General features: G+C 32.2%; 30 protein-coding genes. 10 read left to right on the forward strand and 20 right to left on the reverse strand.

The window, feature by feature from the left end; all coding sequences use genetic code 11:
* Positions 1–41 precede the first annotated feature (41 nt).
* On the forward strand, positions 42–443 hold the full coding sequence (locus M4L39_RS11475) for an Rrf2 family transcriptional regulator (RefSeq protein WP_277582155.1): 402 nt from the start codon (positions 42–44) through the stop codon (positions 441–443).
* A gap of 69 nt (positions 444–512) precedes the next feature.
* Here M4L39_RS11475 and M4L39_RS11480 read toward each other — a convergent pair whose 3' ends face one another.
* Positions 513–1214: a GntR family transcriptional regulator gene (locus M4L39_RS11480; protein ID WP_277582156.1), complete on the reverse strand. Its 702-nt coding sequence runs from the start codon at positions 1212–1214 to the stop codon at positions 513–515.
* A 168-nt stretch (positions 1215–1382) separates the two neighbouring features.
* Between M4L39_RS11480 and M4L39_RS11485 the strand changes: the two genes are divergently transcribed.
* Complete coding sequence (locus M4L39_RS11485) at positions 1383–3278, forward strand: beta-glucoside-specific PTS transporter subunit IIABC (RefSeq protein WP_277582157.1); 1896 nt, start codon at positions 1383–1385, stop codon at positions 3276–3278.
* Between the two features lie 23 nt (positions 3279–3301).
* The gene (locus M4L39_RS11490; RefSeq protein WP_277582158.1) at positions 3302–4744 is read left to right on the forward strand and encodes a 6-phospho-beta-glucosidase; all 1443 of its coding nucleotides are present in this window, start codon (positions 3302–3304) and stop codon (positions 4742–4744) included.
* A 227-nt stretch (positions 4745–4971) separates the two neighbouring features.
* On the opposite strand, the gene M4L39_RS11495 is transcribed toward M4L39_RS11490, so the two are convergent.
* The 9 genes from M4L39_RS11495 to M4L39_RS11535 form a co-directional block, all read right to left on the reverse strand.
* The gene (locus M4L39_RS11495; protein ID WP_277582159.1) at positions 4972–5148 is read right to left on the reverse strand and encodes a hypothetical protein; all 177 of its coding nucleotides are present in this window, start codon (positions 5146–5148) and stop codon (positions 4972–4974) included.
* A gap of 83 nt (positions 5149–5231) precedes the next feature.
* Entirely contained in the window at positions 5232–5705 is a 474-nt protein-coding gene (locus M4L39_RS11500; RefSeq protein WP_277582160.1) for an SRPBCC family protein, read from the reverse strand.
* On the reverse strand, positions 5706–6299 hold the full coding sequence (locus tag M4L39_RS11505; protein ID WP_277582161.1) for a DNA-binding protein: 594 nt from the start codon (positions 6297–6299) through the stop codon (positions 5706–5708). It abuts the gene before it with no gap.
* A gap of 237 nt (positions 6300–6536) precedes the next feature.
* The gene (locus M4L39_RS11510) at positions 6537–7052 is read right to left on the reverse strand and encodes a YceI family protein (RefSeq protein ID WP_069817455.1); all 516 of its coding nucleotides are present in this window, start codon (positions 7050–7052) and stop codon (positions 6537–6539) included.
* Between the two features lie 177 nt (positions 7053–7229).
* Positions 7230–8783 carry a zinc ABC transporter substrate-binding lipoprotein AdcA gene (gene adcA, locus M4L39_RS11515; RefSeq protein WP_277582162.1) on the reverse strand — a complete coding sequence of 518 codons (1554 nt, stop codon included), beginning with the start codon at positions 8781–8783 and terminating at the stop codon, positions 7230–7232.
* Positions 8784–8942: 159 nt separating this feature from the next.
* A complete protein-coding gene (locus M4L39_RS11520; RefSeq protein WP_277582163.1) occupies positions 8943–9551 on the reverse strand; it encodes a DsbA family protein in 609 nt (202 codons plus the stop codon).
* A gap of 49 nt (positions 9552–9600) precedes the next feature.
* Positions 9601–9969: a cystatin-like fold lipoprotein gene (locus M4L39_RS11525; protein ID WP_277582164.1), complete on the reverse strand. Its 369-nt coding sequence runs from the start codon at positions 9967–9969 to the stop codon at positions 9601–9603.
* Positions 9970–10163: 194 nt separating this feature from the next.
* Positions 10164–10496 carry an ASCH domain-containing protein gene (locus M4L39_RS11530; protein WP_277582165.1) on the reverse strand — a complete coding sequence of 111 codons (333 nt, stop codon included), beginning with the start codon at positions 10494–10496 and terminating at the stop codon, positions 10164–10166.
* Positions 10497–10615: 119 nt separating this feature from the next.
* Positions 10616–12061 (reverse strand): MDR family MFS transporter, encoded by a 1446-nt coding sequence (locus M4L39_RS11535; protein WP_277582166.1) that lies wholly within the window; start codon positions 12059–12061, stop codon positions 10616–10618.
* A gap of 220 nt (positions 12062–12281) precedes the next feature.
* Here M4L39_RS11535 and M4L39_RS11540 point away from each other — a divergent pair, with 220 nt between their 5' ends.
* The 3 genes from M4L39_RS11540 to M4L39_RS11550 all read left to right on the forward strand — a co-directional run bounded on the left by M4L39_RS11540 (position 12282) and on the right by M4L39_RS11550 (position 14170).
* Complete coding sequence (locus M4L39_RS11540; RefSeq protein ID WP_002511503.1) at positions 12282–12386, forward strand: putative metal homeostasis protein; 105 nt, start codon at positions 12282–12284, stop codon at positions 12384–12386.
* 315 nt (positions 12387–12701) lie between these two features.
* On the forward strand, positions 12702–13397 hold the full coding sequence (locus tag M4L39_RS11545) for an ABC transporter ATP-binding protein (protein WP_277582167.1): 696 nt from the start codon (positions 12702–12704) through the stop codon (positions 13395–13397).
* Positions 13397–14170, forward strand: a complete 774-nt coding sequence (locus M4L39_RS11550) for an ABC transporter permease (RefSeq protein ID WP_277582168.1) — start codon at positions 13397–13399, stop codon at positions 14168–14170. Before M4L39_RS11545 ends, M4L39_RS11550 begins: the two co-directional genes overlap by 1 nt.
* A gap of 231 nt (positions 14171–14401) precedes the next feature.
* On the opposite strand, the gene M4L39_RS11555 is transcribed toward M4L39_RS11550, so the two are convergent.
* Positions 14402–15088 (reverse strand): 2,3-diphosphoglycerate-dependent phosphoglycerate mutase, encoded by a 687-nt coding sequence (locus M4L39_RS11555; protein WP_277582169.1) that lies wholly within the window; start codon positions 15086–15088, stop codon positions 14402–14404.
* 378 nt (positions 15089–15466) lie between these two features.
* Here M4L39_RS11555 and M4L39_RS11560 point away from each other — a divergent pair, with 378 nt between their 5' ends.
* On the forward strand, positions 15467–15844 hold the full coding sequence (locus M4L39_RS11560) for a hypothetical protein (RefSeq protein ID WP_277582170.1): 378 nt from the start codon (positions 15467–15469) through the stop codon (positions 15842–15844).
* A 305-nt stretch (positions 15845–16149) separates the two neighbouring features.
* On the opposite strand, the gene M4L39_RS11565 is transcribed toward M4L39_RS11560, so the two are convergent.
* A complete protein-coding gene (locus M4L39_RS11565; protein WP_277582171.1) occupies positions 16150–17019 on the reverse strand; it encodes a cation diffusion facilitator family transporter in 870 nt (289 codons plus the stop codon).
* 194 nt (positions 17020–17213) lie between these two features.
* Positions 17214–17594: a GtrA family protein gene (locus tag M4L39_RS11570; protein ID WP_277582172.1), complete on the reverse strand. Its 381-nt coding sequence runs from the start codon at positions 17592–17594 to the stop codon at positions 17214–17216.
* 170 nt (positions 17595–17764) lie between these two features.
* Here M4L39_RS11570 and M4L39_RS11575 point away from each other — a divergent pair, with 170 nt between their 5' ends.
* Positions 17765–18973, forward strand: a complete 1209-nt coding sequence (locus tag M4L39_RS11575) for a multidrug effflux MFS transporter (protein ID WP_277582173.1) — start codon at positions 17765–17767, stop codon at positions 18971–18973.
* 93 nt (positions 18974–19066) lie between these two features.
* On the opposite strand, the gene M4L39_RS11580 is transcribed toward M4L39_RS11575, so the two are convergent.
* On the reverse strand, positions 19067–19531 hold the full coding sequence (locus M4L39_RS11580) for a GyrI-like domain-containing protein (protein ID WP_277582174.1): 465 nt from the start codon (positions 19529–19531) through the stop codon (positions 19067–19069).
* Positions 19532–19701: 170 nt separating this feature from the next.
* Between M4L39_RS11580 and M4L39_RS11585 the strand changes: the two genes are divergently transcribed.
* Positions 19702–20322 (forward strand): C39 family peptidase, encoded by a 621-nt coding sequence (locus tag M4L39_RS11585; protein ID WP_277582175.1) that lies wholly within the window; start codon positions 19702–19704, stop codon positions 20320–20322.
* Positions 20323–20389: 67 nt separating this feature from the next.
* Here M4L39_RS11585 and M4L39_RS11590 read toward each other — a convergent pair whose 3' ends face one another.
* Positions 20390–21202, reverse strand: a complete 813-nt coding sequence (locus M4L39_RS11590) for a metallophosphoesterase (RefSeq protein WP_277582176.1) — start codon at positions 21200–21202, stop codon at positions 20390–20392.
* A gap of 236 nt (positions 21203–21438) precedes the next feature.
* Between M4L39_RS11590 and M4L39_RS11595 the strand changes: the two genes are divergently transcribed.
* Positions 21439–21939, forward strand: a complete 501-nt coding sequence (locus M4L39_RS11595; protein WP_277582177.1) for a GNAT family N-acetyltransferase — start codon at positions 21439–21441, stop codon at positions 21937–21939.
* A gap of 72 nt (positions 21940–22011) precedes the next feature.
* Here the strand turns inward: M4L39_RS11595 and pcp are convergent, their stop codons facing one another.
* From pcp to M4L39_RS11620, 5 genes are all read right to left on the reverse strand, one after another.
* The gene (gene pcp, locus M4L39_RS11600; RefSeq protein ID WP_277582182.1) at positions 22012–22653 is read right to left on the reverse strand and encodes a pyroglutamyl-peptidase I; all 642 of its coding nucleotides are present in this window, start codon (positions 22651–22653) and stop codon (positions 22012–22014) included.
* 51 nt (positions 22654–22704) lie between these two features.
* Positions 22705–23631 carry a DUF979 domain-containing protein gene (locus tag M4L39_RS11605; protein ID WP_277582178.1) on the reverse strand — a complete coding sequence of 309 codons (927 nt, stop codon included), beginning with the start codon at positions 23629–23631 and terminating at the stop codon, positions 22705–22707.
* Positions 23624–24328: a DUF969 domain-containing protein gene (locus M4L39_RS11610; RefSeq protein ID WP_277582179.1), complete on the reverse strand. Its 705-nt coding sequence runs from the start codon at positions 24326–24328 to the stop codon at positions 23624–23626. The genes M4L39_RS11605 and M4L39_RS11610 overlap by 8 nt, the downstream gene beginning before the upstream one ends.
* Positions 24329–24524: 196 nt before the next feature.
* Positions 24525–24965, reverse strand: a complete 441-nt coding sequence (locus tag M4L39_RS11615; RefSeq protein WP_277582180.1) for a DUF805 domain-containing protein — start codon at positions 24963–24965, stop codon at positions 24525–24527.
* Between the two features lie 130 nt (positions 24966–25095).
* Complete coding sequence (locus tag M4L39_RS11620; protein WP_277582181.1) at positions 25096–26712, reverse strand: M20/M25/M40 family metallo-hydrolase; 1617 nt, start codon at positions 26710–26712, stop codon at positions 25096–25098.
* Positions 26713–26884 lie beyond the last annotated feature (172 nt).

Consider the following 26884-nt stretch of genomic DNA (forward strand, 5'->3'; position numbering starts at 1 on the left):
ACTAAATACACACACAAGTAAAACCTAAAGGAGGCATATACTTGAATACACAATTCTCTGTTTCAATCCATATTCTCTCCCTGTTAGCTATAAAAAATGAACCTGTTTCAAGTCAATATATCGCTGACAGTATAAATAGTAACGCTACTTTAGTGAGAAAATTATGTCGTTATTTAAGAGACGGTAATTTTATACAGAGTAGCCAAGGCGTCGCAGGTTACAGTTTATCTTGTTCATCCTATGATATTAAACTAGGTGCTTTATATAAGCTAATTTTTTCTGAAACTACCCATTTCGCAAAAATTCATGGTCATACGAACACAGACTGCCCTGTCGGGAAAAATATTACCCACGCACTTGATGAAATATATAGTGATGTAGACGAAACGATTATAAATAAACTTAATACCTATACAATTAAAAGCGTCGTTGATCGCTTTTAAATAAATAACGCTTGATTATCTTGCTATATGCTTAATTTTCATTAAGTAAAAACAAGATAACCAAGCGTATTATTTTTGTGAAGGAATATAAAAATGAGCGTTCTTATAATGGTATATCAGATGCGAACAATCAAATGGTATGCCAGTTGTTGTATAAAATACTTGTTCATAATTTAAGCAAGGATCGCCCTCATCCAATTCTAATAATTCAGCTTCTTCTTCTGCCAATTTATCTACATTAAAATAAATATCTGAAAACCCAATCTTCACTTTTAAGTTTTGTTCTAGATATTTAAAAATAGACTTTTCTGCTATAGATTCATTTAAAAATAGCACGATATCTTTATTAAAATACGACTGCTCGAAACAAAATATTTCGCCACCTACGTAAACAATACGCTCTAAAACATAGACTAATGTATCTTTGTCTAACTTTAATTTTTGTCGAACGCTTTCTGGTGAAATGACTTCCTCAACGCGCAATACCTTATTTGTTACATTTAGTCCTGTAAATTCATCACTAAAGCCGCCAGTTGAAAAGAGATTAAGATATCCATCTCTTTTTTTATTACGCACATAGATGCCACTACCGCGTGCTTGATAAATATTCCCTTGTTTTTCTAATATTTCCAAAGCTTTAATAATCGTGCTTTTACTCACATCATATTTTATTTTTAATGTCTCAACACTCGGCAATTTATCCCCTGCTTGAAATTGACCACTTTCTATATATTCATTCATTTGTTGAGCAATTTGTTCATACTTAAGCATACACTTACCCCTTTTATATTAAAATTCACCCAATTATAACATGAATGCCAATTTAAACTACTGAACTTTTTATTTGTCAGGGTCTTTACAAATTGTACCGGTACAATTAGAATGTAGGAAACGATTACACAAATTGTGTTGATTAACTTATTAAAGGAGTTGGGAAATGTGGCAGACAAAAATAAAATACTCGCACAAAGTTTATTAGAGGCAGTTGGAGGTGAAGAAAACCTTGTCAATAGCACGCACTGTGCAACCAGATTACGATTAGTATTAAAAAGATCTATTCCAAATGCTAAGAAAAAAGTATCGGAAATAGATGGCGTCGTGACTGTGGTGGAAAATAATGGTCAATTTCAAGTTGTCATAGGAAATAACGTCGGTGAAGTATTTAAGTTTTTTGAAGCTTTAACAAGTGAACATCAATCCGATGATAATGAGCAATCTGAAAATAAAGGGTCAATACTCAACCGTGTCATCGCGACGATGTCTGCAGTGTTCGCACCATTTATTTACATTCTGGCCGCTGCTGGTATATTACAAGGTTTCTTAATAATCATAAAACTGATTATTCCATCCTTTGAAAACACTGGCACTTATGAAGTTTTTAATTTCATGTCCTGGGCTCCTTTCACATTCTTACCAATATTCATCGCAATTACTGCTTCACGCCATTTTAATGTAAATACTTATATTGCAATTGCTTGTACTGCAGCATTGGTGAGTCCTGATTTAACAGGAATGGTAGAAAGAATACAAAGCGGAGAAACAATTAAATTATTTGGCATGCCTCTTACAGAGACAAGTTATACTTCATCTGTATTGCCACCCCTTTTCTTAGTTTGGATATTATCCTATGTTGAAAAATACTTAAACAAATGGATACACGATGTAGTAAAACCTTTATTCACACCATTTTTAAGTATCGTCATTATGGTTCCTGTTACATTACTCGTTATTGGACCAATCACTACACTTGGTGCACATGGTATTGCCGCTGGTTTCAACTTTCTCGTTGAAGTTGCGCCATGGTTAGCTGGCGCACTTATTGGCGGCTTGTGGCAAATCTTTGTAATATTCGGTGTGCATTGGGGCATCACGCCTATGGTTTTAGCAAACTTTGAGCAACATCAAAGTGATTCATTCCAAGCTTTCCAAACAATTGCCGTTATTTCACAAATCGGTGCTGTTATAGGTGTGCTAATTAAATCTAAGCGTACAGAAATTAAACGTGTCGCTTCTTCAGCAGGTGTTACAGGCATTTTTGGAATTACTGAACCTTCAATATATGGTATCAATTTACGCTTTAAAAAGCCCTTTATTATTGCATGTATCAGCGGTGCCTTAGGTGCATTTGTTGCAAGTTTCTTTAATCCTAAATATTATGCATATGCAGGGCTACCTGGCCCTATAACAATTATTAATGGATATAGTCCTGATAATCCTTCATCTATTTGGGGAATTTTATTAGGATCAGTAATTGCTATCGTTTTACCTATCATATTAATTCAATTCTTAGGTTATGGTCATGATACGACAGAGGAAGTAGAAGACGCAGAAGTTAACTCAAGTACTATTCCACAAGCAGTTCCAACTAATAGCAATCTTGAAACACTTATTCATAGTCCTTTAGATGGGCAAATCCTTCCTTTAACTGAAGTCGATGATCCCATTTTCTCAGAAGGTATGATGGGTCAAGGTATTGCTATAAAACCTAAGGATAGTACCGTTTATTCACCAATAGAAGGTGTGGTAAGTATGCTAACTGCCAGTAAACATGCAATCGGCATTACATCTCCTGACGGTGTAGAACTATTGATTCATGTTGGTTTAGAAACTGTGGAGTTAAAAGGAGAAGGTTTTGAATTACTAGTTAATGAAAATGATGAAGTCAAACTAGGACAACCTTTATTGTATTTCAATCAAAAGTGGCTTGAATCAAATGGCTACGATACTGTAATTCCAATCATTGTCACTAATTCAGCTGAATTTAGTGAAGTAATTACTACGGATGCAGTACAAGTTTCGCAAAATGATGCATTATTAACAATTATAAATAAATAATAAGAATAAAGGAGTATATAATAATGACTAAATTACCAAAAGATTTTTTATGGGGTGGCGCTCTTGCTGCCAATCAATTTGAAGGTGGCTACGATAAAGACGGAAAGGGATTAAGTGTTATTGATGTAATGACTAATGGAGAACATGGCAAGCCTCGTGAAATCACACAAGATGTAGACCCAAATAAATATTATCCAAATCATGTAGGTATAGATTTTTATAATCGTTATAAAGAAGACATCGCATTATTTAATGAAATGGGATTAAATTGTTTACGTACGTCAATCGCTTGGTCTCGTATCTTCCCTAATGGAGATGAAACAGAACCTAATGAAGCAGGACTACAATTTTACGATAATATTTTTGATGAATTGTTAAAATATGGTATTGAGCCAGTGATTACTTTGTCTCATTTTGAAATGCCTTTACATTTAGCACGTGAATATGGCGGTTTTAGAAATAGAAAAGTAGCAGATTTCTTTACTCATTTTGCAGAAACTGTATTCAAGCGTTATAAGGATAAAGTTAAATATTGGATGACTTTTAATGAAATTAATAACCAAATGGATATAGATAATCCGATTTTCTTATGGACAAACTCAGGCGTCCTTATCCAAGAAGATGAAAACCCAGAAGAAGTACTGTATCAAGTCGCTCATAACGAGTTAATCGCGAGTGCCAAAGCTGTAAAAATAGGTAGAGCAATTAACCCTGATTTTGAAATTGGATTAATGATTTCTCATGTAGCAATATATCCTTATTCTTGTAATCCAGAAGATATGATGGAATCCGTAAAAGCAAATCGTTTACGTTTCTTCTTCCCAGATGTCCAAGTTCGAGGCTACTATCCTAGCTATGCAATTAAAATGTTAGAACAAAATAATTATGATATTGGTTGGCAAGAAGGCGATGACAAAATTTTATCAGAAGGTAAAGTTGATTATATTGGTTTTAGCTACTATATGTCTACTGCTGTTAAACACGATGCAAAATCATATACTGGAGAAAATGTTACCAATGGTGGCTTAGCGAATTCTGTCGATAATCCTCACATTCAACAAAGTGATTGGGGTTGGGCCATCGATCCTACAGGACTACGCTATACTTTGAACATATTATATGACCGTTATCAAATACCACTTTTCATCGTTGAAAATGGCTTTGGTGCTGTAGATGAAATTGATGAAAACGGTAAAATTCATGATACGTATCGTATCGATTATTTAAAAGCACATATTAATGCAGCAATCACAGCTGTTGACGAAGATGGCGTTGATTTAATGGGATATACACCATGGGGTATTATAGATATTATTTCTTTCACTACAGGAGAGATGAAAAAACGTTATGGTTTAATTTATGTCGATAGAGATAACCAAGGCAATGGCACTTTAGAACGTAGAAAGAAAGATTCTTTTGATTGGTATCGCAATGTCATTGAAACAAATGGAGAATCATTAAATTAGTAATAACGACAGTTATTTTCACTGACTCATGTGGTAATAGGATTAGTCATCGACTAATGCTTTTGACTATGACCTAAGTTAACCATTATAAAAGGTATTGATTTACTTAAGTATGCTCAAATAGAACTGACGACAAAGCCAGAGACTTTGTCGTCAGTATGAAGAGTAGGACAGAACTCTAATTAGAACAATTAGAGTTCTGTCCTACTCTCTTTTTATATCAAATATTAGTTTTTATACCTACTTAACACATGTAAACCATAGGCAAAAATACCATATCCTGTTAATGTACGTATAAACCATTTAAACGTTGTATTACTCAAACTTTTTTCATTTAAAAACAACGCTGGTACTAACGTACTCAATGAATATAGTCCAAGCACTTTAACATAACGTTTATTCAATACACTCACCTCTTTTCATATACCATTATATCGAAACGAGGCTTGGAATAAACACGTAATTTTCAACATCTTTTTGACTATTCTTATAATTTTGTTAAAAGTGTATCTAAATTATCAAAAGTACTATTCATACCTTCTTCAACGCCCATATCCAATAATTGTTGAGCTGCTTTAGGGTCTGGCAATTCTGCTATAGATTTAACCGTGGTCAAACCTTTACTGTTTTCTTCTATATGAATGATGTTATGCATACCTGCCATTTTTTCATCAATGTTACCATCTTTGTCTGCAAAGTAATCATAATAATCAATAAGTGTTGGCTCTTTCACTTCATTATAATTAGTCACAGTATAGCTTGTGCCTTGAGGTGCTCGTATAGCAAAAAATGCATGTCCACCAGTCTGAACATTAAATTTAAATACTTCAGTCTTTGCACCTTGTGGATGAAACCATTGTTCAAATAAAGCACGGTCAGTATAAGCTTTAAATATATTTTGTGCAGTCGCATTAAAATCTCTTGTAAAAATTATTTTATTTTTTTCAACTTGAACAGTCATTTAAGATTCTCCTTCATTCATAATTACATATGATGTTATCTTTTTTACTTTAGCATTTTTGCTATGGCTTTCAAATTCAAAGAAGTCTGCAAAATAAACTAAATCTCCATTTTGAGCAATTTGAGTTCCATGAATCGCGCCTACTTTGCCATGAGTGATATTATGCGCCACTTCCAATGAAGCAATATCGAATTTATGTTCTTTTAATTCATTATAAAACGCTTCAAAACCATGTAATTCAAAAGCTCCTGGAACATCCCATATAAAATCTTCTGTGACAGCTTCAAATAATTGCGCTTTGTCTACTAATATTGAGTCTATTAAAAAATCTAACATAAGTCTTCGCTTAGGTGCATTATCACAATTTAAATCCCCAGTTAATTTAAATGGTAAATCTGACTCGATTTCATTTTTAAAATTCAAGTCAATATCCGTTAATGCTTCATGAAGTAGTTCAATCGCTTTAGGCCCAATACCATGAAGGCCTAATAGCGCTGTACGATCATACTGTGCTACTTCTTCCAAAGTTGTTACACCTATATCATTGAGTGCTTGTGTTGCAGGTTGTCCTATTTTTGGTAAATCTGTCGCCATGTTATCTCCCCCTATCATAGTATCACTATACCCATTTAACCGTTTAATTATTTATCACAACGTTTATAATAAAGTAGAGTGCAATAGGAAAATCGTATTTATACACTCCTTAAATCTTGGCGTGAGAGAAAAGAAAAAGTCATTAATCTATATAAAAATAGCTACTAGATAACCTATTCTAGGTATCTAGTAGCTATTTATGTTAATAAACATTAAATATTAAACGTTTATTTTTTCTTAGTCTTCTAAAGCGAATTCTAAACTTGTTTGGAATTTCACATCTTTACCAACCATTACGCCACCTGTTTCAAGTTTTTGGTTAAATGTCATTCCATATTTTTCACGATTGATTGTACCATTTACAATAAACCCTGCAGTTTGTGCACCATTTAATGGGTTTTTGCTTGTACCTTCATAAGAAGCATCAAAAGTTTCTTCTTGAGTTACATCTTTAATTGTTAAATTACCAGTTACAGATTTTTCATCTACTGAAGTAATTTCAAATTTAATATCTGGATAGTTTTCAGTATCAAAGAAATCTCCAGTACGTAAGTGACCATCACGGTCTGCTACGTTTGTATCAACAGATTCTGCTTTAATTACGGCTGTACCTTTAAGTGAACTTAAATCATTGATGTCACCTTCTAAGTTTACATCAAAATCTTTAAATTTACCTTTAACGTTAGAAATCATTAAGTGCTTAATTGAAAATTCTACTACTGAATGTGCTGGGTCAAAATTAAATGTTGTCATAAAAAACATACCTCCAAAGTATTATTAGTTTCATTTGATACATTTAGTATACCAGATATATTTATTATATCAAGTGAAAAGTCTGAACTTTTCATCTCCTTTAATTTCATTCCCTTAATTCACTTTTTTATTCATTTTAAATTTAAAAAGTAAATTGACTTACAGTAAACCTCAATATTAATGGGCTAACATCTCTGATTTAATTTCTTTACTGTTTAATTCTTTAGGATAATATGTCGGCCAATTATCTAATTCTTTCATCACTTTTTCTTTATCGTTACCTATAAAGATATGATAGTGATGGGCTTTCTTAGGTGCAATATTATGGTCACTAAATTGGACATACTTAGGTAAGTCCTTATTTTCTTTATCCACTAATTTAAAGCTATACCTTACGCCTCTGTTCCCTTTTTCATATTTTAAAATATCTTTGCCATCATACTCATATTTACCTGTCGCCTTTTTGCCATTCTTTTCAAACGTTATTGAGTCACTCGTGATATTGATATTATCTATATCTGTTTTATAACCCTTTTCGTAATATGCTTTATACTCTTTTGCTGTCATTGAATCATCTTCTTCAGCTTTATGCTTCATCACATCATCTAATGATCCATCTTTCAAATATGGATATACTGATTGCCAGTCACCTTTATAATCAGTTAATGGTCTATCTTTAACTTGATTATCTTTAAAGTAACCTTCTGAAATTGCTTGCTCATGTTTGTCTTGCTGTTTGTCATCATTCACTTTGATATCATCACTTAAAGCTTTATCAATATTTTTTATATTTTTATTCATAAGCGATTGGTACGTTAAATCCTTATCCTGTTGTTGTTCTTTATTAAGTGATTCCATATTATAAAATTTTAATGGTTTAGCCTTTGTTTCTTTACGAATTGTGTCTGTAACTTTATTTGAAACATTATCTTCATATAAAATATATTTTGCTCCTGAATCGTTAATTTCTTTAACTATTTTTGTTAAAGATTTTTGGGATGGATCTTCTGCATTCATGTTTTGAACACCTTTTTGTATAAAACCATATCTTTCAGATAAATAACCCATTGATTCATGAGAAATAAACACAGCATTGCCTTGTTTATCTTTCGTAACATCTTTCATTTCGTCATCTATTTTTTTCAGTTCTTTATCTAGTTTTTTATAATTTTTTTCATAATCATTTTTGTGTTTTGGATCTTTTTTAATTAATTCATCTTTGATTTCTTTTGCGAAAGTTTGATTGAATTTAGGATCTAGCCAAACATGTGGATCATACCCTCCGTGATTATGTCCCTCTTCCTCGTGCTCATGACCATCTTCTTCAACTTCATGACTATGTTGATCTGTAAGTAATTGTGATTTGTCTAATTTATCTTCTAACGATAATTTTTTATCATCATTTTTTATCGTTGAAGCTACTTTTTTAGCAACAGGATCTAAGTTGTCACCTGTGTATAAAAATAAATCTGATTTACTCGCGTTAATTATGTCTTTTTGAGTTGGTTCATAGCTATGTAAGTCTGTGCCTGCTGGATAAATTGATTCTACTGAAACATGGTCTCCTCCAATTTCTTTAGCAAATGATTTTAACGGAAAAACCGTTGTATTAATTTTTATTTTATCATTGTTACCTTCGCTCCCTGTTTCATTAGTTTCAGCTTTGCCACATCCCGCTATGACAATTGCAAATGTAATGACCAAAGATATTATGTATAGTATTTTTTTCATTCTACATCCTCCTATAAATAGTAATACTTACGATTTAAAATTATAGACTGCCTTCTAACAAAACGCAATAATAAATAATAATGATTACGATTTACTTCCGTGTAAAAGAAAAGCCTAAAGCACATTGTTATTACAATTTTTGTACTTTAGACCAGTTACTTACTTATTTTTTTCTATTAATTTTTTATAATTGTCGTAATCATAAGGATCTTCTACTTTTTCTCCACCAATATAAACCGTAGGTGCTGTATCAATATTTTTGTCTTCAGCTTGTTTTTGATCTTTCTTAGCTGCTTTCCATGATTTACTATCTTTAGTTTTATAATCTTTTTTGATTTTTTCTTTTTGTTTACTGTCGATACTTAATTTATCAATTTGTTTATCTACAAGTGATTCAGTTATCCATTCTTTTTCAGCATCGCCCTGTTGTTCAAACATTAATTTTTGAAAATCTAAGTATTGCTTCGGTGCGCTTTGTTGTACTGCATGTCCAGCTCTCGACCCAATAATTGAATCATCACCAAGGAAAGCCATATTCACAAATTGATAATCCACTTTATCTTTATCTATATAATCTTTTTTAAGTTTAGGCATAATATTACTTTCTACTTTTTTGCAATAAGAACATTTAAAATCACCATATTCTATAATTTTAATTTTCCCATTGGCATTTTGCTTGTCATCTTTATGTGCATCCTCATCACTTGAACAAGCAGTTATTAATAACATAGTAGCCAATAAACCTAAACATAGCCATAATTTTTTCATATGCTTTCCAAAACACCTCAGTTTTAATTTTAGATATCAATAAATATAATTATTCCTTAATATCCATATTTTCTTCTTTATAATCAGGTTCATGTTTGTGTGTATATGCTTTCGAATTAAAATCTTTTAAATGTTTTGCTTTATCGTCTTCAAATTTATAAGTATAATAATGTACTTCTTCGTCTTCTTTAAAAGGCTTATAAGCAAGCATGACATATTCACCTTTTTCATAAACGTATATATTCGCATTCTTTTTGTCGAATTTTTCTTCAAGATCACCTTTTTGTTTTTTAGATAAGTTTTCTTGATATGTTTGTTGTTTATTTACTGCTTTATCTATTTTATCAGCATACTTCCCACTACTACAGCCTGCTACAATAATCGTCGATATAGCGATCATGATCAACAATTTTTTCATTATTTGGCACACTCCTAAATCCAGTTTGACTATTCATGAATCACCTTTAAAATATACTTCTTCCATAAATATTATCATACAATGAATAACTTAAATGTTCTAGAGTGATTTTAAATGAATATCTTTCTTTTTAAATTTTTGATTTTAACGCATAAAAATTCGGCTCGACAATTTATGTCAGGCCGAATTTATTGTTAATGTTCTAAGCGCATTTTAATTGCTAGTGCACCATAATTTAATTCGTCAGTTTGTGAATATATTTGATATATTGCTGCTAATTTTTGAGAAAGCTGTTCTTCCTCTTTAGCACCAATTTCTTGATTCGTATATTGATTAATCAACGCTTGAAATGAAGGGAAATAAACCGTTTCTATGACTACTACGTTGACTTGATCCTCCGTTTCGAGATTTGTAAATATAATGGTATCTCCATTTTGTACTTCTTGCCTTTTTTCATCATTTAATCTAACTTCGATTGTTTTCGTCCCATTTTTAACTAAATGAAATGGGTCATTATTTAATTTCATCGAATGTTCTATGATACATGCACTCCATTCTTGTATTTATGAGATTATTTAAGTTTAAAAATATCACAATTACAAATGTAATTACAGTGTTGTCTATAGTTTTTCGTCACATTAATCTATTATAGTTCTTTTTGTTCTGCTCGTATCTTGCGTTGACTTTTCAACATAAACACACTGAGTAAACTGATAATAGAAATAATAACAGCAAACCAAAATGCTCCATGATACCCACTTAATAAAGCTTCATGTTGTATTTGCGCTGCTATCTCTTGTTTTCCAATACCCTTATAATTGCTCATATCAGGTGTGAAGTTTTTAGAAACTTGAGTCATCACAGTAATTAATCCAGCTGTACCAATAGAAGCTGAAATTTGTTGTACTGTGTTTGTCATTGATGAACCATGTGCATTCATATCACGAGATAATTGATTCATTGTATGCGTCATTAGTGGCATCAATCCTAGTGCAATACCTATCATACGAATTGCATATACCGTTGCAAGAATTGCTGGCGAAGTATGCTCATCCATTATTACAAAATAAGAAGTCGTTACTACGACAATAGACATACCAATTAATGCTAATATTTTAGCACCATACTTCTCATATAAAAATCCTGAAGCTACTGACATTATCCCCATTACAATGGCACCAGGTAATAATATAAGACCAGATTGAAGCGCTGAGTCTTTCATTATATTTTGCACAAACATTGGTAATATTGTTTCAGATCCGATCATTGATATCATTGTAAATGCCATAATCGTAATACCTACAGCAAATTGACTGTTTTTGAACACTGAAAAGTCTAGTAATGGCGTCTTTAATTTTGTTTGACGAATAATGAAACTTGTTACTAAGATAAGACCGCCTATTACAGTTGTTAAAACTACTGGATCACTCCAACCATCACGTGAAATCGAGCTTGTACCATAGAGTAAACCACCAAATCCTAGTATGGATAATACGATAGATAATACGTCAACTGGTACTTTTCTATTCGTACCCACGTTTTTCACAAACTTAAGGGCACCGATGAATGTTAATGCTGCGATTGGTGTAACAACAAAGAAAAGTGAACGCCAATCGAAGTATTCAACCAGTACACCTGATAACGTTGGCCCTATCGCTGGTGCCAAACCAATCACTAAACCAAACGTCCCCATATACTTACCGCGCTCATGAGGTTCGAAGATATCTAATATTGTAGTCATCATAAGCGGCAACATAATACCAGAACCTAATGCTTGAACAATTCTTCCGCCTAAAAGAATTGAGAAGTTAGGACTAAATCCTGCAATAATAGTACCTATAAAGAATATAAATATTGCTGTTAAAAAAACTTTCCTAGTTGAAAATCGTTGAATCACCATCGCTGACAATGGGACAACTACCCCATTAGTCAATAGAAAGGCTGTAGTTAACCATTGCACTTGCGTGTAACCTATTTGAAAATCTTTCATTATACTTGGTAATGCTGTTGTTAATAACGTTTCATTTAAAAGTCCGAAGAAACCGCCAAGCAACATCATTAATATCATTAAAATTTTGGTTTTTTGGTTCATATTTTGTCTCCTGTTTCCTTATTAGTCTATCTACCATAAAATAGCTGCATTTATGCATTATACACGCATTTCATCTTCATCACATTAAATATACTTAAAAACATTGCAAATAATATTGATTACTTTTTAATGTTAAACCTGTCTATAAATCGTAATAATTACTATTTACAAATTGTTTGTGATACTTCATAATACACATAGATAAAGGAGGTAATATTTTATGAAATTAGATGTACAAACAGCACGTCGCAACCTAAATAGTCCTAATATAAAGACACGAAAACGCGCGCGTAAGATTATTCAGCAACACAAACGCAATAAATAATATTTCTACTTAAATCCTATAGTAAAATTCAACTTTAAAATTGTAATGACATCTTAAAATTCCCTCCAGAATGATGTTTGTCAATTTCTATTAAATTATGTCTATCTTCAATTCCATATGACTAAGTGACACTGAAGCTTAGTCACATAACACAGCCTCTCCTTACTATTGTAGGTAGAGGCTGTACTGCGATATTTACTTTTAATCAAGACAATTCACATTCATAAAAATCTTATAATTAAAGTATATTATTGTACTCTCTTTTTCGGTAAAATAGTATTGTACACCAACTTTTTTATTAGAAAGGATAATTCCATGCAACTTTTAACTATAGAAAGTATTAATAAAAGTATTAAGAAGCAAAAAATATTGAAAGACATATCATTCACTCTTAAACAGGGAGAGGTCGTAGGTTTAGTCGGTGCTAATGGTGCTGGGAAGACAACGTTAATGAAAGTTATTTTGGGACTTTCTAATTATCAATCCGGTTCACTTAAACTACATGGACCTATGAATAGTAAGCATATTGGTGCTTTAATTGAAAACCCTGGAGTATACCCATTCCTTACCGGTTACGAAAATATGAAGTTAATTAATGAAGAAAAAAACAAAGAAAATATGGAGCAGATAATAAAAAATTTAGAAATGACTCAATTTATACATAAAAAAGCAAAAGCTTATTCTTTAGGAATGAAACAGAAGTTAGGTATTGCACTTTCCCTTTTAAATCAACCCCAACTCGTTATCTTAGATGAACCGATGAATGGATTAGATCCAAAAGCAGTGAGAAATGTAAGAGAAACTATCTTAAGACTCAAAGCACAAGGTGTCTCTTTTCTCATTTCAAGTCATATGCTAAGTGAACTCGTTAAAGTAACTGATTCAATTTTAATTATTGATAATGGGGCTATCGTTAAAGAAACAACAATGGAAGAATTAAATAATTCGAATGAAAGTGATTTGGAAAATGTATTGCTTAATATTATCGATCATAAGGAGGAGAAAAAATAATGGGCACATTGATAAACCAAGAATTATATAAAATTGTTAAGAAGAAATCATCAACTATTATACCAATCATTATTTTTATCATCATGATTAGCCTAGCTATTTTAAGCAAAAACTATTCAAATATATTTGAGTCAAAATCACTACTTGAACAAGGTTACAGTGGGTTTTCTTGGATTATCTTTTTAATGATAATCCAAGCGAGTACAATTATTACTATGGAATTCCACTACGGTACTATTAAAAATTTACTTTATAGAAATTATACAAGAACAAGTATTATTTTAAGTAAAATTATTGCTTTGTTTATCTACTCGCTAATTATATTTATAATTTGTATTTTAATTAGTTTACTACTTAACCTTACATTTTTTTCTGACATCGATATTTTAAAACACACAGGAGAACAATTATCTCCTTTACAAAGTTTATTATTAACATCATTGGCAACTTATGTAGGTATGTGGCTCATTTTAAGTTTAACGTTATTACTTTCTTGTATACTTAAAACTCCAGGTGTCTCAATCGCTGTCGGTATTATTTTCTATTTTGCCACTTCTATACTCGCTGGTATTTTATTTATGGCAATTGGACAATGGGAATGGCTTAAATGGAACCCTATTAATATGCTGAATCTAAGTGTCCAAATTCTCGATAATGATATATACCAAAAAATGACAAAATTAGAATTACATGAATTATTTATTGGTAACATTGTATATATCGTAGTTTTCTTAGCATTAGTAGTTTTAGTCTTTAGAAAAAAGAACGTTTAATTTTTAATCATAAGATACGTTATTCGAACACGCTGCTTCACGTCTAAGGCGTGTTGTAGGTACGCAAGTATAAAATTAAAATATATCTCAAATTCGAAGTCATATTTTAAAAAAATTTACAGGATGCTACCAGCCAAGCGCAAAAAACTTTGTCGATAGTATATAACAGCTCTGAATTTTTATAAATTCAGAGCTGTTATATACTTTATCCAGTTTGTTACTTACCTTTTATTATAAATAATATTTGTCTGTAACTTTTAAATCATTTGTTAACTCATAAATAAGAGGTGCACCTGTTTTTATTTCATAATCAACAATATCTTTGTCAGATACATCCTCTAAATACTTAATTAGTGCTCGTAATGAATTACCATGAGCAGAAACTAACACTGTTTTACCATCTAATAACTGTTGAGAGATTTGATCATTCCAATATGGTATAACTCTGACCAACGTATCTTTCAAACTTTCAGCTTCTGGCATAACTCTTCTATCTATAAGTTCATATTTTCTATCGTTTAAATAACTATTTCGTTGTTCTTCACTTTGTTTTGGTGGTGGCGTATCATATGACCTTCTCCAAATATGAACTTGATTTTCACCAAACTCTTCTCGAGCATCATCTTTATTTAGGCCTTGTAATCCACCATAATGACGTTCATTTAATCTCCAAGATTTTATTATTGGAATAAATAATTGATCAGATTCGTTTAACAAATGATATGTTGTTTTAATAGCTCTTTTTAACAGTGAAGTGTAAACAATATCAATTTCTATACCTTGATCTTTTATTTTTTTACCAGAAGTGATTGCTTCATTTTGTCCTTGTTCAGATAAGTCTACATCTGCCCATCCTGTAAATAAATTTTCAGCATTCCATGAGCTTTGCCCATGTCTACATAAAATTAATTTTGGCATAATATTTCCTTCTTTCCATTACATAAAAATATGGTTTTATACGATATTTACAGGAATGTTACAGCAATAATACTCATTATTTATAGTTACAAAGCTAACCACTCACGCATTCCTGCAATAATTATCGCGTTTCTATATTAAAATTATAACAATTTACACTTTATTTTGAAATGATTGTATTCATTTATTCATAAAAGATACTTTCTTTTTATTTTTCTGTAACCTACAGAGCCTTTTTTGATGTTACAGTTATAAACGTTGAATTAAAAAAACAGCAAATAGCTATTATTCATTAAATTTTTAAGTATTTAAGTGTAAAAACATGACCTGTGATATTCAATATAGTATACAGGTAAATCAATTAGGAGGATTTAAAAAATGAAAAAATTATTATTAGCATCTTTCGCATCGATTACTATAGCAGCAACTGGTTTAGGCGTAAGTTCAAGCGTATCAACAGCTGACGCGGCTGAGACATCAACACAACAAACTACTCAAACTAACAATGACGTATACAGTGAATTTATAGAAGCAGGCGGTACAAAAGCACTATGGGACAATATCGTAATGCCTGAATCAAGCGGGGATCCTGAAGCAGTAAACGAATTAGGTTATAAAGGCTTAGGACAAACTAAAGAAGCTTGGGGCACTGGCACAGTTGAAGAACAAACTAAAGGCATGATTAACTATGCTGAAGACCGTTACGGTTCAATCGATGCAGCAATTGATTTCCGTCTAGCTAATGGCTGGTGGTAAGCAGTACTTATATGTTCAAGCACTAAGTTTGAATATATAAGGATTTAAAATATAATTAATTTGCAGACCTGAAATTACTTTCAGGTCTCTTTTTATATTCTTAATTAATTTATCAAACAACTGCATTTTTGCTGACTTTTGATTAGCTAATTTAGCACGATTTGAAGACTACAGGATGAGACTGTGCCCTAGGCAAGCGAATATAAAATATATAATAACTATGTTTATAACTGCAAAAGCTTGCACAAAAAACTGCCAACAATTGTCGACAGTCAGAAATCAACCACAAACATATTTAGTTTTAATTATTGTATCGATGCTGGTTCGGGATGTACATATACTGAAGAAATACCTTTCTCATGCATATGTTGTTCCACTTTATCACAAATATGATGCGCATCTTCTAAGGATAGATCTGATTCTACGACAATAGTTACATCTACAAAGATGCTACTGCCATGATATCGTCCTTTAATATTTTCCACGTCAATCACATCTTCTATTTCTAAAACATAATTTTTATAAGCTTCTAATTCTTGTTCATTAAACCCATCACTTAAAGTAAATATTGACTCTTTAAATATTCTAAAACCAGTATATATAATAAGTAAACCTAAAACCGTCGCTAGTACTGTATCAAGAATTGGCAAACCAAATTGTGTGAAAATTAATCCTACAGCTGTTCCAATACTAACTAATGCATCTGATAAATTATCCTTTGCCGCCGAATTAAGGGAACTACTATTCGTACGTTCGGCTAATTTTTGATTAATATAAAATACTATCAACATAATAATACCACTTATTACACTGACATATATCGTAATTACATTAGGTGTAGGATGATTTTCAGAAAATATTTTAGGCACACTTTCTATCACGACTTGTAAACCTACAAACATTATAATAAATGAAACGAGTAACGTTGAAATATTCTCTGATTTTAAGTGTCCATAAGGATGGTTTTTATCCGCAGGTTTAATAGAAATTTTCAGTCCTATAATAACCGCTAACGAGACTACAATATCAGTCATATTATTTAAACTATCTGCTCTAACTGCTGCTGAATCGTACATAGAACCAACAATAAATTTGGCAATTGAAAGCACGATATATACAATCAAACTTAAATAAGCGCCTTTTTGCGCAGTTTTCAAATTTTCACTTTGTGTCATGTCTGATGTCCACCTTAATTGATATAGAACATTTATTATGACCTATCAAAAGCATATTTACAACAATTTTTATTCAAAAATTATTTAATATAAATAATCTAATTATTTTTTTAGTCTTTCCTAAATAAAGTTGTTAAATTGTACAAAAACAAAAGTCATTACTGTTCTAACTTTAATTTTAAGTCATTTAAAAATCAGTCTTTAAGTATATATTTTGATAATACAAAAGTAATAGGAATCGTTATAATTAATCCTGCAAATGGTGCAATTACTGAAGAAATATGAAGCCACTGGACAAATATGTACAATAGTAATGTCTGCATGCCCATATTCACAACCTGCGTTAATGGAAATTGAATAAATTTACGCCACGTGGGTTTTACTTTATATACAAAGTGGCAGTTTAAGTAATATGAAATTATAAAACTAACCATAAAACCACTTACATGGCTGACTAAGTAATTTAAATCTATTAATTTCAACAAGATAAGATAGATTATGTAGTAAATTAATGTATTAATACCACCAACAATGATAAACTTTATAATTTCATAGTGGGTTTTATTTAAATTCATGAGCTTACTCCTTTGATTCATATTTATAATTGTTTCGCACGTCCTACTTGTTTTTTAGTATGTAAATTACCATTGCATTTCTAAATTCATATGGGATAATTACTTAGTTACAGAATAATTAAACTTGTATATAATAATGCAATAGAAAGAAATTTAAAGGAGTACTTAACATGGACAAAACTTCAAATCGCCAACTACCGTTAATTGTAATTATTGTGTTGGGTATTATGACTACTTTTGGTCCTTTAACAATAGATATGTACGTTCCATCATTACCAAGTGTACAAAGTGATTTTAATACAACCGCTTCTCAAGCGCAACTCACACTGTCCTTCGCAATGATAGGACTCGCAATAGGACAATTTATCTTTGGACCTTTGTCAGATGCATATGGACGTAAAAAGATTGCGTTAATCATTATCATATTATATGCAGTTGCTTCATTTATTGCAGTATTCGCAACTTCTATGTCTACCTTATTAACAATTCGTTTGATACAAGGTTTGACTGGTGGCGGTGCCATCGTCATAGCTAAGGCCTCTATAGGCGATTTGCATAAAGGTAAAGCATTAGCCAAAGGTCTCGCTTCACTTCTTGTCGTTAATGGGATTATTACCATTATCGCTCCACTTATCGGTGGCTACGCCTTAAGTGTCTCAAACTGGCAAGCTATCTTCTTCATTTTAACAATTGTAAGTATGATTATATTCTTTTTCGCCCTATTCAAAATGGAAGAAACAAGAACGGCCGAACTTTCAAAACTTAACTTTGGTACCATTTTTAAAGACTTCGGTTATTTGTTGAAAAAACCAGCATTTGTTATTCCTATGTTGTTACAAGGACTGACATATGTAATGTTATTCAGTTTTTCATCCGCAGCACCTTTTATTACGCAGAAAATTTATGATATGACACCACAACAATTTAGTGTACTATTTGCGATAAATGGCATTGGGTTAATTATCATGAGTCAGCTCACTGCTATTTTAGTAGGCTATATAAATCGGTATGTATTACTTATTGCACTAACAATGATACAAATTGCAGGGGTCGTGTTAATTTGTATCACACTAATATTACACTTACCAACCTGGGTTCTAGTCATCGCATTCTTCTTAAATGTTTGCCCAGTAACAGGTATTGGCCCGCTAAGCTTCACCTTAGCTATGGAATCACGTACAGGCGGTAGTGGCAATGCCTCTAGTTTACTTGGTCTTTTCCAATTTATTCTAGGTGGTGTGATTTCTCCGCTAGTTGGTTTACAAGGTGGATATAGCGTCATGCCATATTTAACTATTTTAGTTATTACTACAGTGCTAATTATTTCATTAGAGCTAAGCTTAAAATTTGCTACTAGAAAAAGTGTACTGAATAACTAATCTATACAAGATAGATGAGACATCAGTCCTATTATTAAAGGGAACTTCCAAATTTTTGGAGGCTCCCTTTTATTTTGTGTTACTATTATTTATCTAAACGATAGGAAGCCAAATTTCTGTAATATATTCTTCTGATCTTATTGCTCCTTCTTTATACAACTCAAAAAATGGCGCATCGCGAAATTCGTAATCCAATGTAGGTAAAATATGTCTATTTATCTTTTCCATACCTTTTTTAATAGACTCAGGCACTGACCCTTTAGCATCAAAGACAATGTATCTCCCCTCAGATAATTCTGTTCGATGCCATTGCCCTTGAACTGTATCATTGGTAACGCCAATGAGGCAATGCACTTCACCATTAGCAAGTGGCTTAAAAACAGCTAAAAGACCTTGCAATTGATTATTACCTAGTGGCATTAATTCCTGTTTCTTCCCATTATCATCAAAATCCATCCATAAATTAAATATATCTTCTTGCGCTTTTTGACCAGTTGCATACTCCTTTTTTATACCTAAAACCGAAGTCTGTGATAGCGTTTCCAATCTATATTCCATACACATGCACCCCTTTTTGCTATTATAACCAAAATGCATATGCGATTTCTATCGTGAACTATTATCTGGTCATTCAGGCATCTTAATATGCATCTTCAACTAATGGTTATATAATAAAATATATTTCAGCATAAGTTCATTTTTACAAATTAAACGAGGAGATATACAGCATGAGTCGAAAAATTTTATCTGTAAAACCAATTAGTCAGCTTTTCCCTATTCCTATGATTATGGGATGTGAAGGTGTATCTGCTGCCATGATACTACAATTTAATGACCGCACTATTACAGCTACACAAATCATGAAACATTGGCCCAGACATGCGAATAACCCTTATAAAGGTTATGTGGGCAATCATCTATGGATTAAATGGGGGCATCATCAAACCATATTCCCGACTGCTTTAGTTCCTCATTTAAAACAATACGATGCGCATTTCAGTGATAGTACTGGGCAATCTTTAAATGATCTATGTGGCATTATTGACCGAGATCAACCTGTGGCGATTTATCATACTGTGCTAGGACAGCGTCCAGCGAAACGTACATTTAAATTAGATAACCGTCCAACTCAGTTAGTGTCCAATATTCATGTAACTGTACTGATTGGTTATGACGAATATCATTATTATTATATTGATCCATTATGGTCACACTTAAGCAAAGCAATCCTTATTCCTGCAATCATACCGAATAAATTCCAAATTATTAAAATTAAAAAATCTAAATTAGAACAAAGTTATAACGCACCTGGCCGCATGAGTTTTTATATTCAACCATCATGTTTTTAACAAAATAAAAATAGGGACGATACAGAATTCAAAATTTGATTTCGTGTTCTCGCCCCTACGAGACTGACTAGAAAATTGAAATACTATATAATGCATGATTGATTTCTTGTTCTATATCAGATGAACGCCATTCTCTTTGGTAACCTAAACAAGGACAAATGTATGTGACACCACGTTCTTCAAATGCGTTTCTAAAATGAACATGTCCCATAATGCTATAGCGAATATCGTATTGTTCGTATAATGTATCAAAATCTGATGTGCCTATAAACGCATTAAAATAATCAAATATGCGGTGTGGCATCGGGACTGCAAATTTTGGATGCGTTACGATATGCGTCATGAGTATCACTTTTTTATGTTTAACTTTTTCAATATCTTTTGTCGTCTGTTTGGCGGCAATGCGAGATAGTTTTCTATCTTCCATAGGCCAGTCAATTTTCACTTTATCTTGCCATGTTGCTCCATAATACTTTCTACGAGCAATTCTTTCTATTGAAAATTTAGGGTCCGCATACGTATAATCATACCAACCTGTGTTCCCGACAATGGCCCACTCATCATTTATGTCATAAGGTTTACCAATTAAGCACGTCTCCATCGACATATAAAAATCTAAAATCTCGGCTGATGTGGCACCTGTATCTGTAGCCCAAAAATCATGGTTACCCGGAATAAACAACACTTTTATTTGTGTTGTGCTTTCAAGACGCTCAATAAATTGTTGGGTTAAATTATAATTATTGGATATATCTCCTGCAATAAGCAACAATTCTATACCACGTTGATTTATTACTTTAATTAATACTTGTTGATAATCTTCAGGTGTCAGTGTCTTATGTCTATCTACATGCAAATCTGAAATCATACCTATTTTCATTTTTATCACATTCCTCTATTTCATAACACTATCATTATTACATATTCTCTTATAGATCATTAAGTAATCCGCACAATTTTTGAGTCACACTAATTAATAAAATAAATATTAACCGTTAACACAACATCATCACGTAATATATTTATTCTACATTACTATTAAAAGTGTAAATATTTCTTTTTAAAAATAAATGATGCTATAATAATATCAATTTAGTATATAAAGGAGGACATTCTATGGAATTTACAATTAGAACCTTGTCCGAAAAAGATAAGCACGGTAAAGCGATAGTTCATTATGAAAGCTGGCTGGAAACATACGATGACATAGCTAAGAATGATTACTTAGAAAACCTTGATAAAGAAAAATTTATCAAGCAGTCCTCCTTACATGATGTACCAACATTAGTTGCTATTGTAAATAACGAAATTGTAGGTTTTATTTCCTATGGCAAGACCCAAACATCAACGACTTCAGATGATTGGAGCGAAATCTTCGCATCATATCTATTAGAAGATTATCAACACCATATGATTGGCTTTGCGCTAACACAACGTGCATTAGAATTATCTTACCCAGATAACGTAATGCTGTGGGTCGTTGAAGAAAACGATAACGCCGTCCATTTCTATGAACAGATCGGTTTCAAACGAACATCTGAAAAAAAACCTACCTATCTCGGTAAAACATATAATGAAATAAGAATGAATTTCACAAGAACAGAACACGATCAATAATTTCACTATATAAAAATAGAGCGTATGTCCTACATAAAGTAGACGTACGCTTATTTGTTATGATGTAATTTTTTAGTGTGTTTCTCCTAATGCCACTTTAATATCTTTGTCTGATTCAATAACCGCTTCAAGCGCGGCTTTCAAACCTTTAGCAATCGTCTGAATAGACATCGATGGCTTTTCTGCCTTGTCAGTAACTTGTTCAGGTATAAACGGCACATGGATAAAACCAAATTTAATATTTGGAAATTGTGTCGCCTGTAAGTAACCAAGTTGATATAAAATATGATTACATACAAACGTGCCAGCAGTATTTGATAAGCGTGCCGGTACACCTTGTGATTTTATTGCCTCAGTCATACGTTTAACCGGTAGATTCGAAAAATAAGCAGATGCTCCTGTTGGTTGAATGGCTTCATCAATTGGTTGATTGCCTTCATTATCTGGAATACGCGCATCATCTATATTGATTCCGACACGTTCCGGTGTTAATTCAAACCTACCACCTGCTTGTCCAATTGCTAAAACAATATCATATTCCTTTTGATTTAATTGTTCTACTACAACCTCATTACTTTTATGAAATACAGTTGGCATTTCTAATTTATCTATCTTATGACCTTCAATTTCATCTGGCAAAAGTTTTACAGCTTCTAAAGCAGGATTAATTGCTTCGCCACCAAAAGGGTCAAAACCCGTTATTAATATATTCATCATTTAATAGCCTCCTTTATTTTTAATCCACTAACTCTCAATGATTATGATTTAAAAAGCCCAAAAATACATTAAACCAATGTGTATAAAAATTAATAAAATCGCAATAGGTGTTTGTGCTTTAATAACACCAAATTCATCTTTCATTTCTAATAATGCTACTGGCAATGTATTAAAGTTCGCTGCCATTGGTGTTAACAATGTGCCACAAAATCCACCTGTCATTGCTAAAGCACCAGCTATAACAGGATCTCCACCTTGCGCTATAACAAATGGAATACCAATACTTGCCGTGATAACTGTAAATGCTGCAAAAGCATTGCCCATCAACATCGTAAATAATACCATGCCTACTATATATGCTGTAGCGCCTAATAAATGATTGCCTTCCGGTAAGAATGACGATATCCCTTTAGAAATTACATCTCCAACGCCACTAACTGTAAATAGTACACCTAAAGCTGCTAAAAACTGAGGTAATATACCTACAGTGCCAATCTGTTGCGTTAATCTATCACTATCATAAAGCACATATTTACCATTAGGTTTAATTACAATGTAAGCGGCTATTAAGCCTAAAACAGAGGATATACCTAAACCAATTGCTCCACCTAAGGGCGTCCAATTTGATACTGCGATGGCAGCTACAGCTAATATAATAGCTGGCACAAATAATTTATTACCATACTTCTGTGCACCTTTATCACCCGTTGCTTCATCGACATCAATAATATTTTTGATTGTCACTTGTTTAAATAATGTTAATCCACCCATGACTAAAATAAATATGCCGTTTATTACATTTGGTATATAAGGTCCAACAATAAAAGTCGCCGCCAACAAAATCCAAAATAGTGCTGTCCCATACTTTTTCTGATGTGACGAAGCTTTTAATACACGATACGCTGTATAAAGTAATTGTAAACCTATTAATATGTAAAAGAGCTCTAAGATATTATTCAATGCGTTTTCAGTCATTTTTATTCACCTGCTTCGTGCCATACTTTTTATCTAAATACTTATCAAACCTTATATTATTAATCCATACAATAATGAAAACGATAATTGCTATTGGTAATGATGCTAATACGAGGTCTACTGCATCGACTTTAATGTTTAATGACTGGAATGTTCCAACCATAAGTAGCACACCTGCCGCACCAACAAATAAATTTTGACCGAAGAAATTGCCATAATTTTCCATTGCAGATGCTTGTGCTTTTATCTTCTCAATATCTGTTGCATCGACTTCTTCATCTTTTAAGTTATAGCGTGTTTTTAACGCACCTTGTACCATCGGATTAATAAGTGGTCTGACAAATTGTGGATGTCCGCCTATACGAATCGATGCCACACCAGCTAGCTCTCTAACCACTAAGTAAATCGTCAGCAATCGTCCACTTGTTACACGTTTTACCTTTCCTATTAAATGAGATGCTTGTTTTTTCAATCCAAATCTTTCTATTAATCCAACCATCGGTAAAGTTAAAATGAACAAAGTCACCAACCTATTATCAACAAACGCCTTCCCTAATGTATCTAGGATTTCATATAAATCTAATCCCGACACAATACCAGTAACTACTGCGGCAATTAAAATAACTGCAATAGTATCGACTTTAAATACAAATCCTAATATGATAATCAAAATTCCTATTAATTTTAACCATTCCATAGAACCCCTCCTTTTTACTATAGTATAAATTTATTATTCCTAAATACAATGAATTTTCATAAAAATTATATTGATAGATCTCTTTTATTAAAAGGCACAAAAAAAGAGCGTGGATATGCAATCAAAATTTGATTTCATATCCACGCTCTCACAAAGCTAACTAGATAAAGTTTAACTCAGCTTATGAGATTTATTATTATAACCATTTCAATTCTGACTCAGGAACTTCACGTGAGGGCAGTAGCGTCTCAACAATCAATATAATTGTACAAATTATTGATACAACATTTAATATAATTGCAACGCTATTAATTTGTATAATATCGAATAAGATATTAATGAATATCGATAAAATGATTAAGATGAGTGCAGTAACCCTTTTTTTACCTGCATCATAAAATCTTCTTAATGTCACTGAAACCATAGGTACCATGATTACTAAAGCAAATATACCAACAAGTGCAGATAAAATCGCTGCGACAACAAAAGCTCCTGTTATAAAGCTAATTGCGCCTATCAACGCTACGATAAAGATGCCTATGATATGAACCAATACTGGTGTCCAGAACTCTAATCTATCTGATTTCCCTTTAAAGTCAGCATATCTCTTCCAAAAACTTTTATACGCCTCTATCATATTGTTACCACTCCATTTTCTTCATGTGGAAATACCTGTGCAATGAATATATTCACTAATATATCGCACTATCCTATAAACTAACAAGTCATAGATTATAAAAATTTATTTAAGAAAATATTACATTTTATTATTGCTCTACTGCTGAATCAATATAAAAATTAATAATTTGTTCTAAAACAACAGGTAATTCTTCAAATGCGCTTTTTTTATGCAAACGTTCACTGATTTTATGCGCGTCTTTACCTATCGGTCCACATAATAATATCGGCGCACTAATCGCTTTAATTGCTTCAAAAGGTAGTTGATATGTTTTATTAAAATTAGGCGTGTTATTTTCATAAGCAGCAATTTGTTCCAGATCTCCATCAAAATTCAAATAACTACTATCGCTTATACCATTAAAATAGTGCACACGTTCACTTTGACGTTGGAATTGATCACGCATCGTTTGACGTACTAATTCAACCGTTGATTCAATACGTGTATCATAAGAGGCATTAACAGCAGGATAATATGGCGTTGCAAAAAATGTCACTACTGCTGGTGCAATATCTCTACAAGTTTGCATTAACGCATCAACAACATTGACGCTTTGTAAATGTAACTCATCCGTTTCTTGAATTGCCTTATCAATTTGCTTAGTTATATAAGCTTCGCCATGCCGTTTAATAGCATATTGCTTTAATTGTTCATACGTCAGTACATTAATTTTCGTATCAAACTGTCTCTCTTGCTCTTCTAATATTGAGAGCCACTCACTTTCACAGCGTTCTGTAGCCCGTACAACTGAATCGATGAATTGTCTAAACACACCAGCAGGCTTATTTTTAAAAAGAAAAACATTAAATAATCCTATCGTTCTGAAGGGTGTTTGGACATCGTATGCCAATTTAATATCTCTCGTATGCAGTGACACTGGAACTGGCGTTGCTTCATTTTCAAAAACTTCTTTAAATGCATTATTGTATTCAATCGCTTGCGTAATATAGCTCATCATAAAGTTAGAACTCAAACCTTCTAATGGATTCCCTACATGCGTTTCTTTGCCATAACATAATACACCAGGCATGATTTTTCCAATAGACCCGGAATATATATAATGCTTTTCATCCATACCAGCTTGTTGAAAAGTAGGTTCACTATTTAAATGCAACTGTATATCCAGTTGATATTGTTGCTTTAACTGAGCAATAGTTTCTACTGCTTTACGCATCCCAGAAGAATTGACCTCTTCATCCGGCACTGTAACTAAAATTAAATTAATATCCCATGATTCAACACTGGCTAATTCAATTAATGAAAGATGCAACATAAGCCCTGCTTTCATATCCATTGTGCCTCGGCCAAATAAATAGGTATCATTATTTAAGTCTTCAATTGCTTCTGCATTTAAATAATGATGATTTTGGGAAAATAATGATTTTAATTCATCTGGATTGAATGCGTTAGGCTGAAAATTTCCATAATCCTCTACACCAACAGTGTCATAATGACTAATCAACACAATTGTTTTTGCTGAAGTATTAGCTTGATAAAATGCAACGACAGCTTCCTTATCGTCTTCAGTTTGTGTCATTTGAATATGCTTTTTATGTTCTTGAAAGTATGTAAGTTGTAACAATAGCTGCTTTACGAAGTTTGGAAATGTTAGCTCACCTTCAGAATTAGTAATCGTTTGATGATTCACTAATCGTTTTAATAAATTCAATCGATTTTCGTATGATTGCCATAGTAATTTTGTCACTTAATCCCCTCCATTTGCAAGCGTTTTCTAAAGTATAATATGTATTGAATTTCAATAGCAATAGATTTAATTATAAAATCGATATTTTAATACTTTTAAATTATATATAGGGTTAAGCCGCTTGGATTTTACAAAATTCCAGATAAAAAACAAACCAAACGTAATTGAGTTT

It is taken from the genome of Staphylococcus equorum (genome assembly GCF_029531845.1).
Classification (GTDB): Bacteria; Bacillota; Bacilli; order Staphylococcales; family Staphylococcaceae; genus Staphylococcus; species Staphylococcus equorum_C.

Bases quoted from the DNA above. Each gene is read 5' to 3' on its own strand.
- M4L39_RS11550 (WP_277582168.1), top strand. From the start codon at position 13,397: ATGGGCACATTGATAAACCAAGAATTATATAAAATTGTTAAGAAGAAA.
- M4L39_RS11575 (WP_277582173.1), top strand. From the start codon at position 17,765: ATGGACAAAACTTCAAATCGCCAACTACCGTTAATTGTAATTATTGTG.
- M4L39_RS11565 (WP_277582171.1), bottom strand. From the start codon at position 17,019: ATGACACAAAGTGAAAATTTGAAAACTGCGCAAAAAGGCGCTTATTTA.
- M4L39_RS11525 (WP_277582164.1), bottom strand. From the start codon at position 9,969: ATGAAAAAATTGTTGATCATGATCGCTATATCGACGATTATTGTAGCA.
- M4L39_RS11510 (WP_069817455.1), bottom strand. From the start codon at position 7,052: ATGACAACATTTAATTTTGACCCAGCACATTCAGTAGTAGAATTTTCA.
- M4L39_RS11545 (WP_277582167.1), top strand. From the start codon at position 12,702: ATGCAACTTTTAACTATAGAAAGTATTAATAAAAGTATTAAGAAGCAA.
- M4L39_RS11570 (WP_277582172.1), bottom strand. From the start codon at position 17,594: ATGAATTTAAATAAAACCCACTATGAAATTATAAAGTTTATCATTGTT.
- M4L39_RS11500 (WP_277582160.1), bottom strand. From the start codon at position 5,705: ATGACTGTTCAAGTTGAAAAAAATAAAATAATTTTTACAAGAGATTTT.
- M4L39_RS11530 (WP_277582165.1), bottom strand. From the start codon at position 10,496: ATGAAATTAAATAATGACCCATTTCATTTAGTTAAAAATGGGACGAAA.
- pcp (WP_277582182.1), bottom strand. From the start codon at position 22,653: ATGAATATATTAATAACGGGTTTTGACCCTTTTGGTGGCGAAGCAATT.
- M4L39_RS11615 (WP_277582180.1), bottom strand. From the start codon at position 24,965: ATGATAGAGGCGTATAAAAGTTTTTGGAAGAGATATGCTGACTTTAAA.
- M4L39_RS11490 (WP_277582158.1), top strand. From the start codon at position 3,302: ATGACTAAATTACCAAAAGATTTTTTATGGGGTGGCGCTCTTGCTGCC.
- M4L39_RS11505 (WP_277582161.1), bottom strand. From the start codon at position 6,299: ATGGCGACAGATTTACCAAAAATAGGACAACCTGCAACACAAGCACTC.
- M4L39_RS11610 (WP_277582179.1), bottom strand. From the start codon at position 24,328: ATGGAATGGTTAAAATTAATAGGAATTTTGATTATCATATTAGGATTT.
- M4L39_RS11595 (WP_277582177.1), top strand. From the start codon at position 21,439: ATGGAATTTACAATTAGAACCTTGTCCGAAAAAGATAAGCACGGTAAA.
- M4L39_RS11480 (WP_277582156.1), bottom strand. From the start codon at position 1,214: ATGCTTAAGTATGAACAAATTGCTCAACAAATGAATGAATATATAGAA.
- M4L39_RS11560 (WP_277582170.1), top strand. From the start codon at position 15,467: ATGAAAAAATTATTATTAGCATCTTTCGCATCGATTACTATAGCAGCA.
- M4L39_RS11585 (WP_277582175.1), top strand. From the start codon at position 19,702: ATGAGTCGAAAAATTTTATCTGTAAAACCAATTAGTCAGCTTTTCCCT.
- M4L39_RS11590 (WP_277582176.1), bottom strand. From the start codon at position 21,202: ATGAAAATAGGTATGATTTCAGATTTGCATGTAGATAGACATAAGACA.
- M4L39_RS11605 (WP_277582178.1), bottom strand. From the start codon at position 23,631: ATGACTGAAAACGCATTGAATAATATCTTAGAGCTCTTTTACATATTA.
- M4L39_RS11555 (WP_277582169.1), bottom strand. From the start codon at position 15,088: ATGCCAAAATTAATTTTATGTAGACATGGGCAAAGCTCATGGAATGCT.
- M4L39_RS11540 (WP_002511503.1), top strand. From the start codon at position 12,282: ATGAAATTAGATGTACAAACAGCACGTCGCAACCTAAATAGTCCTAAT.
- M4L39_RS11535 (WP_277582166.1), bottom strand. From the start codon at position 12,061: ATGAACCAAAAAACCAAAATTTTAATGATATTAATGATGTTGCTTGGC.
- M4L39_RS11520 (WP_277582163.1), bottom strand. From the start codon at position 9,551: ATGAAAAAATTATGGCTATGTTTAGGTTTATTGGCTACTATGTTATTA.
- M4L39_RS11580 (WP_277582174.1), bottom strand. From the start codon at position 19,531: ATGGAATATAGATTGGAAACGCTATCACAGACTTCGGTTTTAGGTATA.
- adcA (WP_277582162.1), bottom strand. From the start codon at position 8,783: ATGAAAAAAATACTATACATAATATCTTTGGTCATTACATTTGCAATT.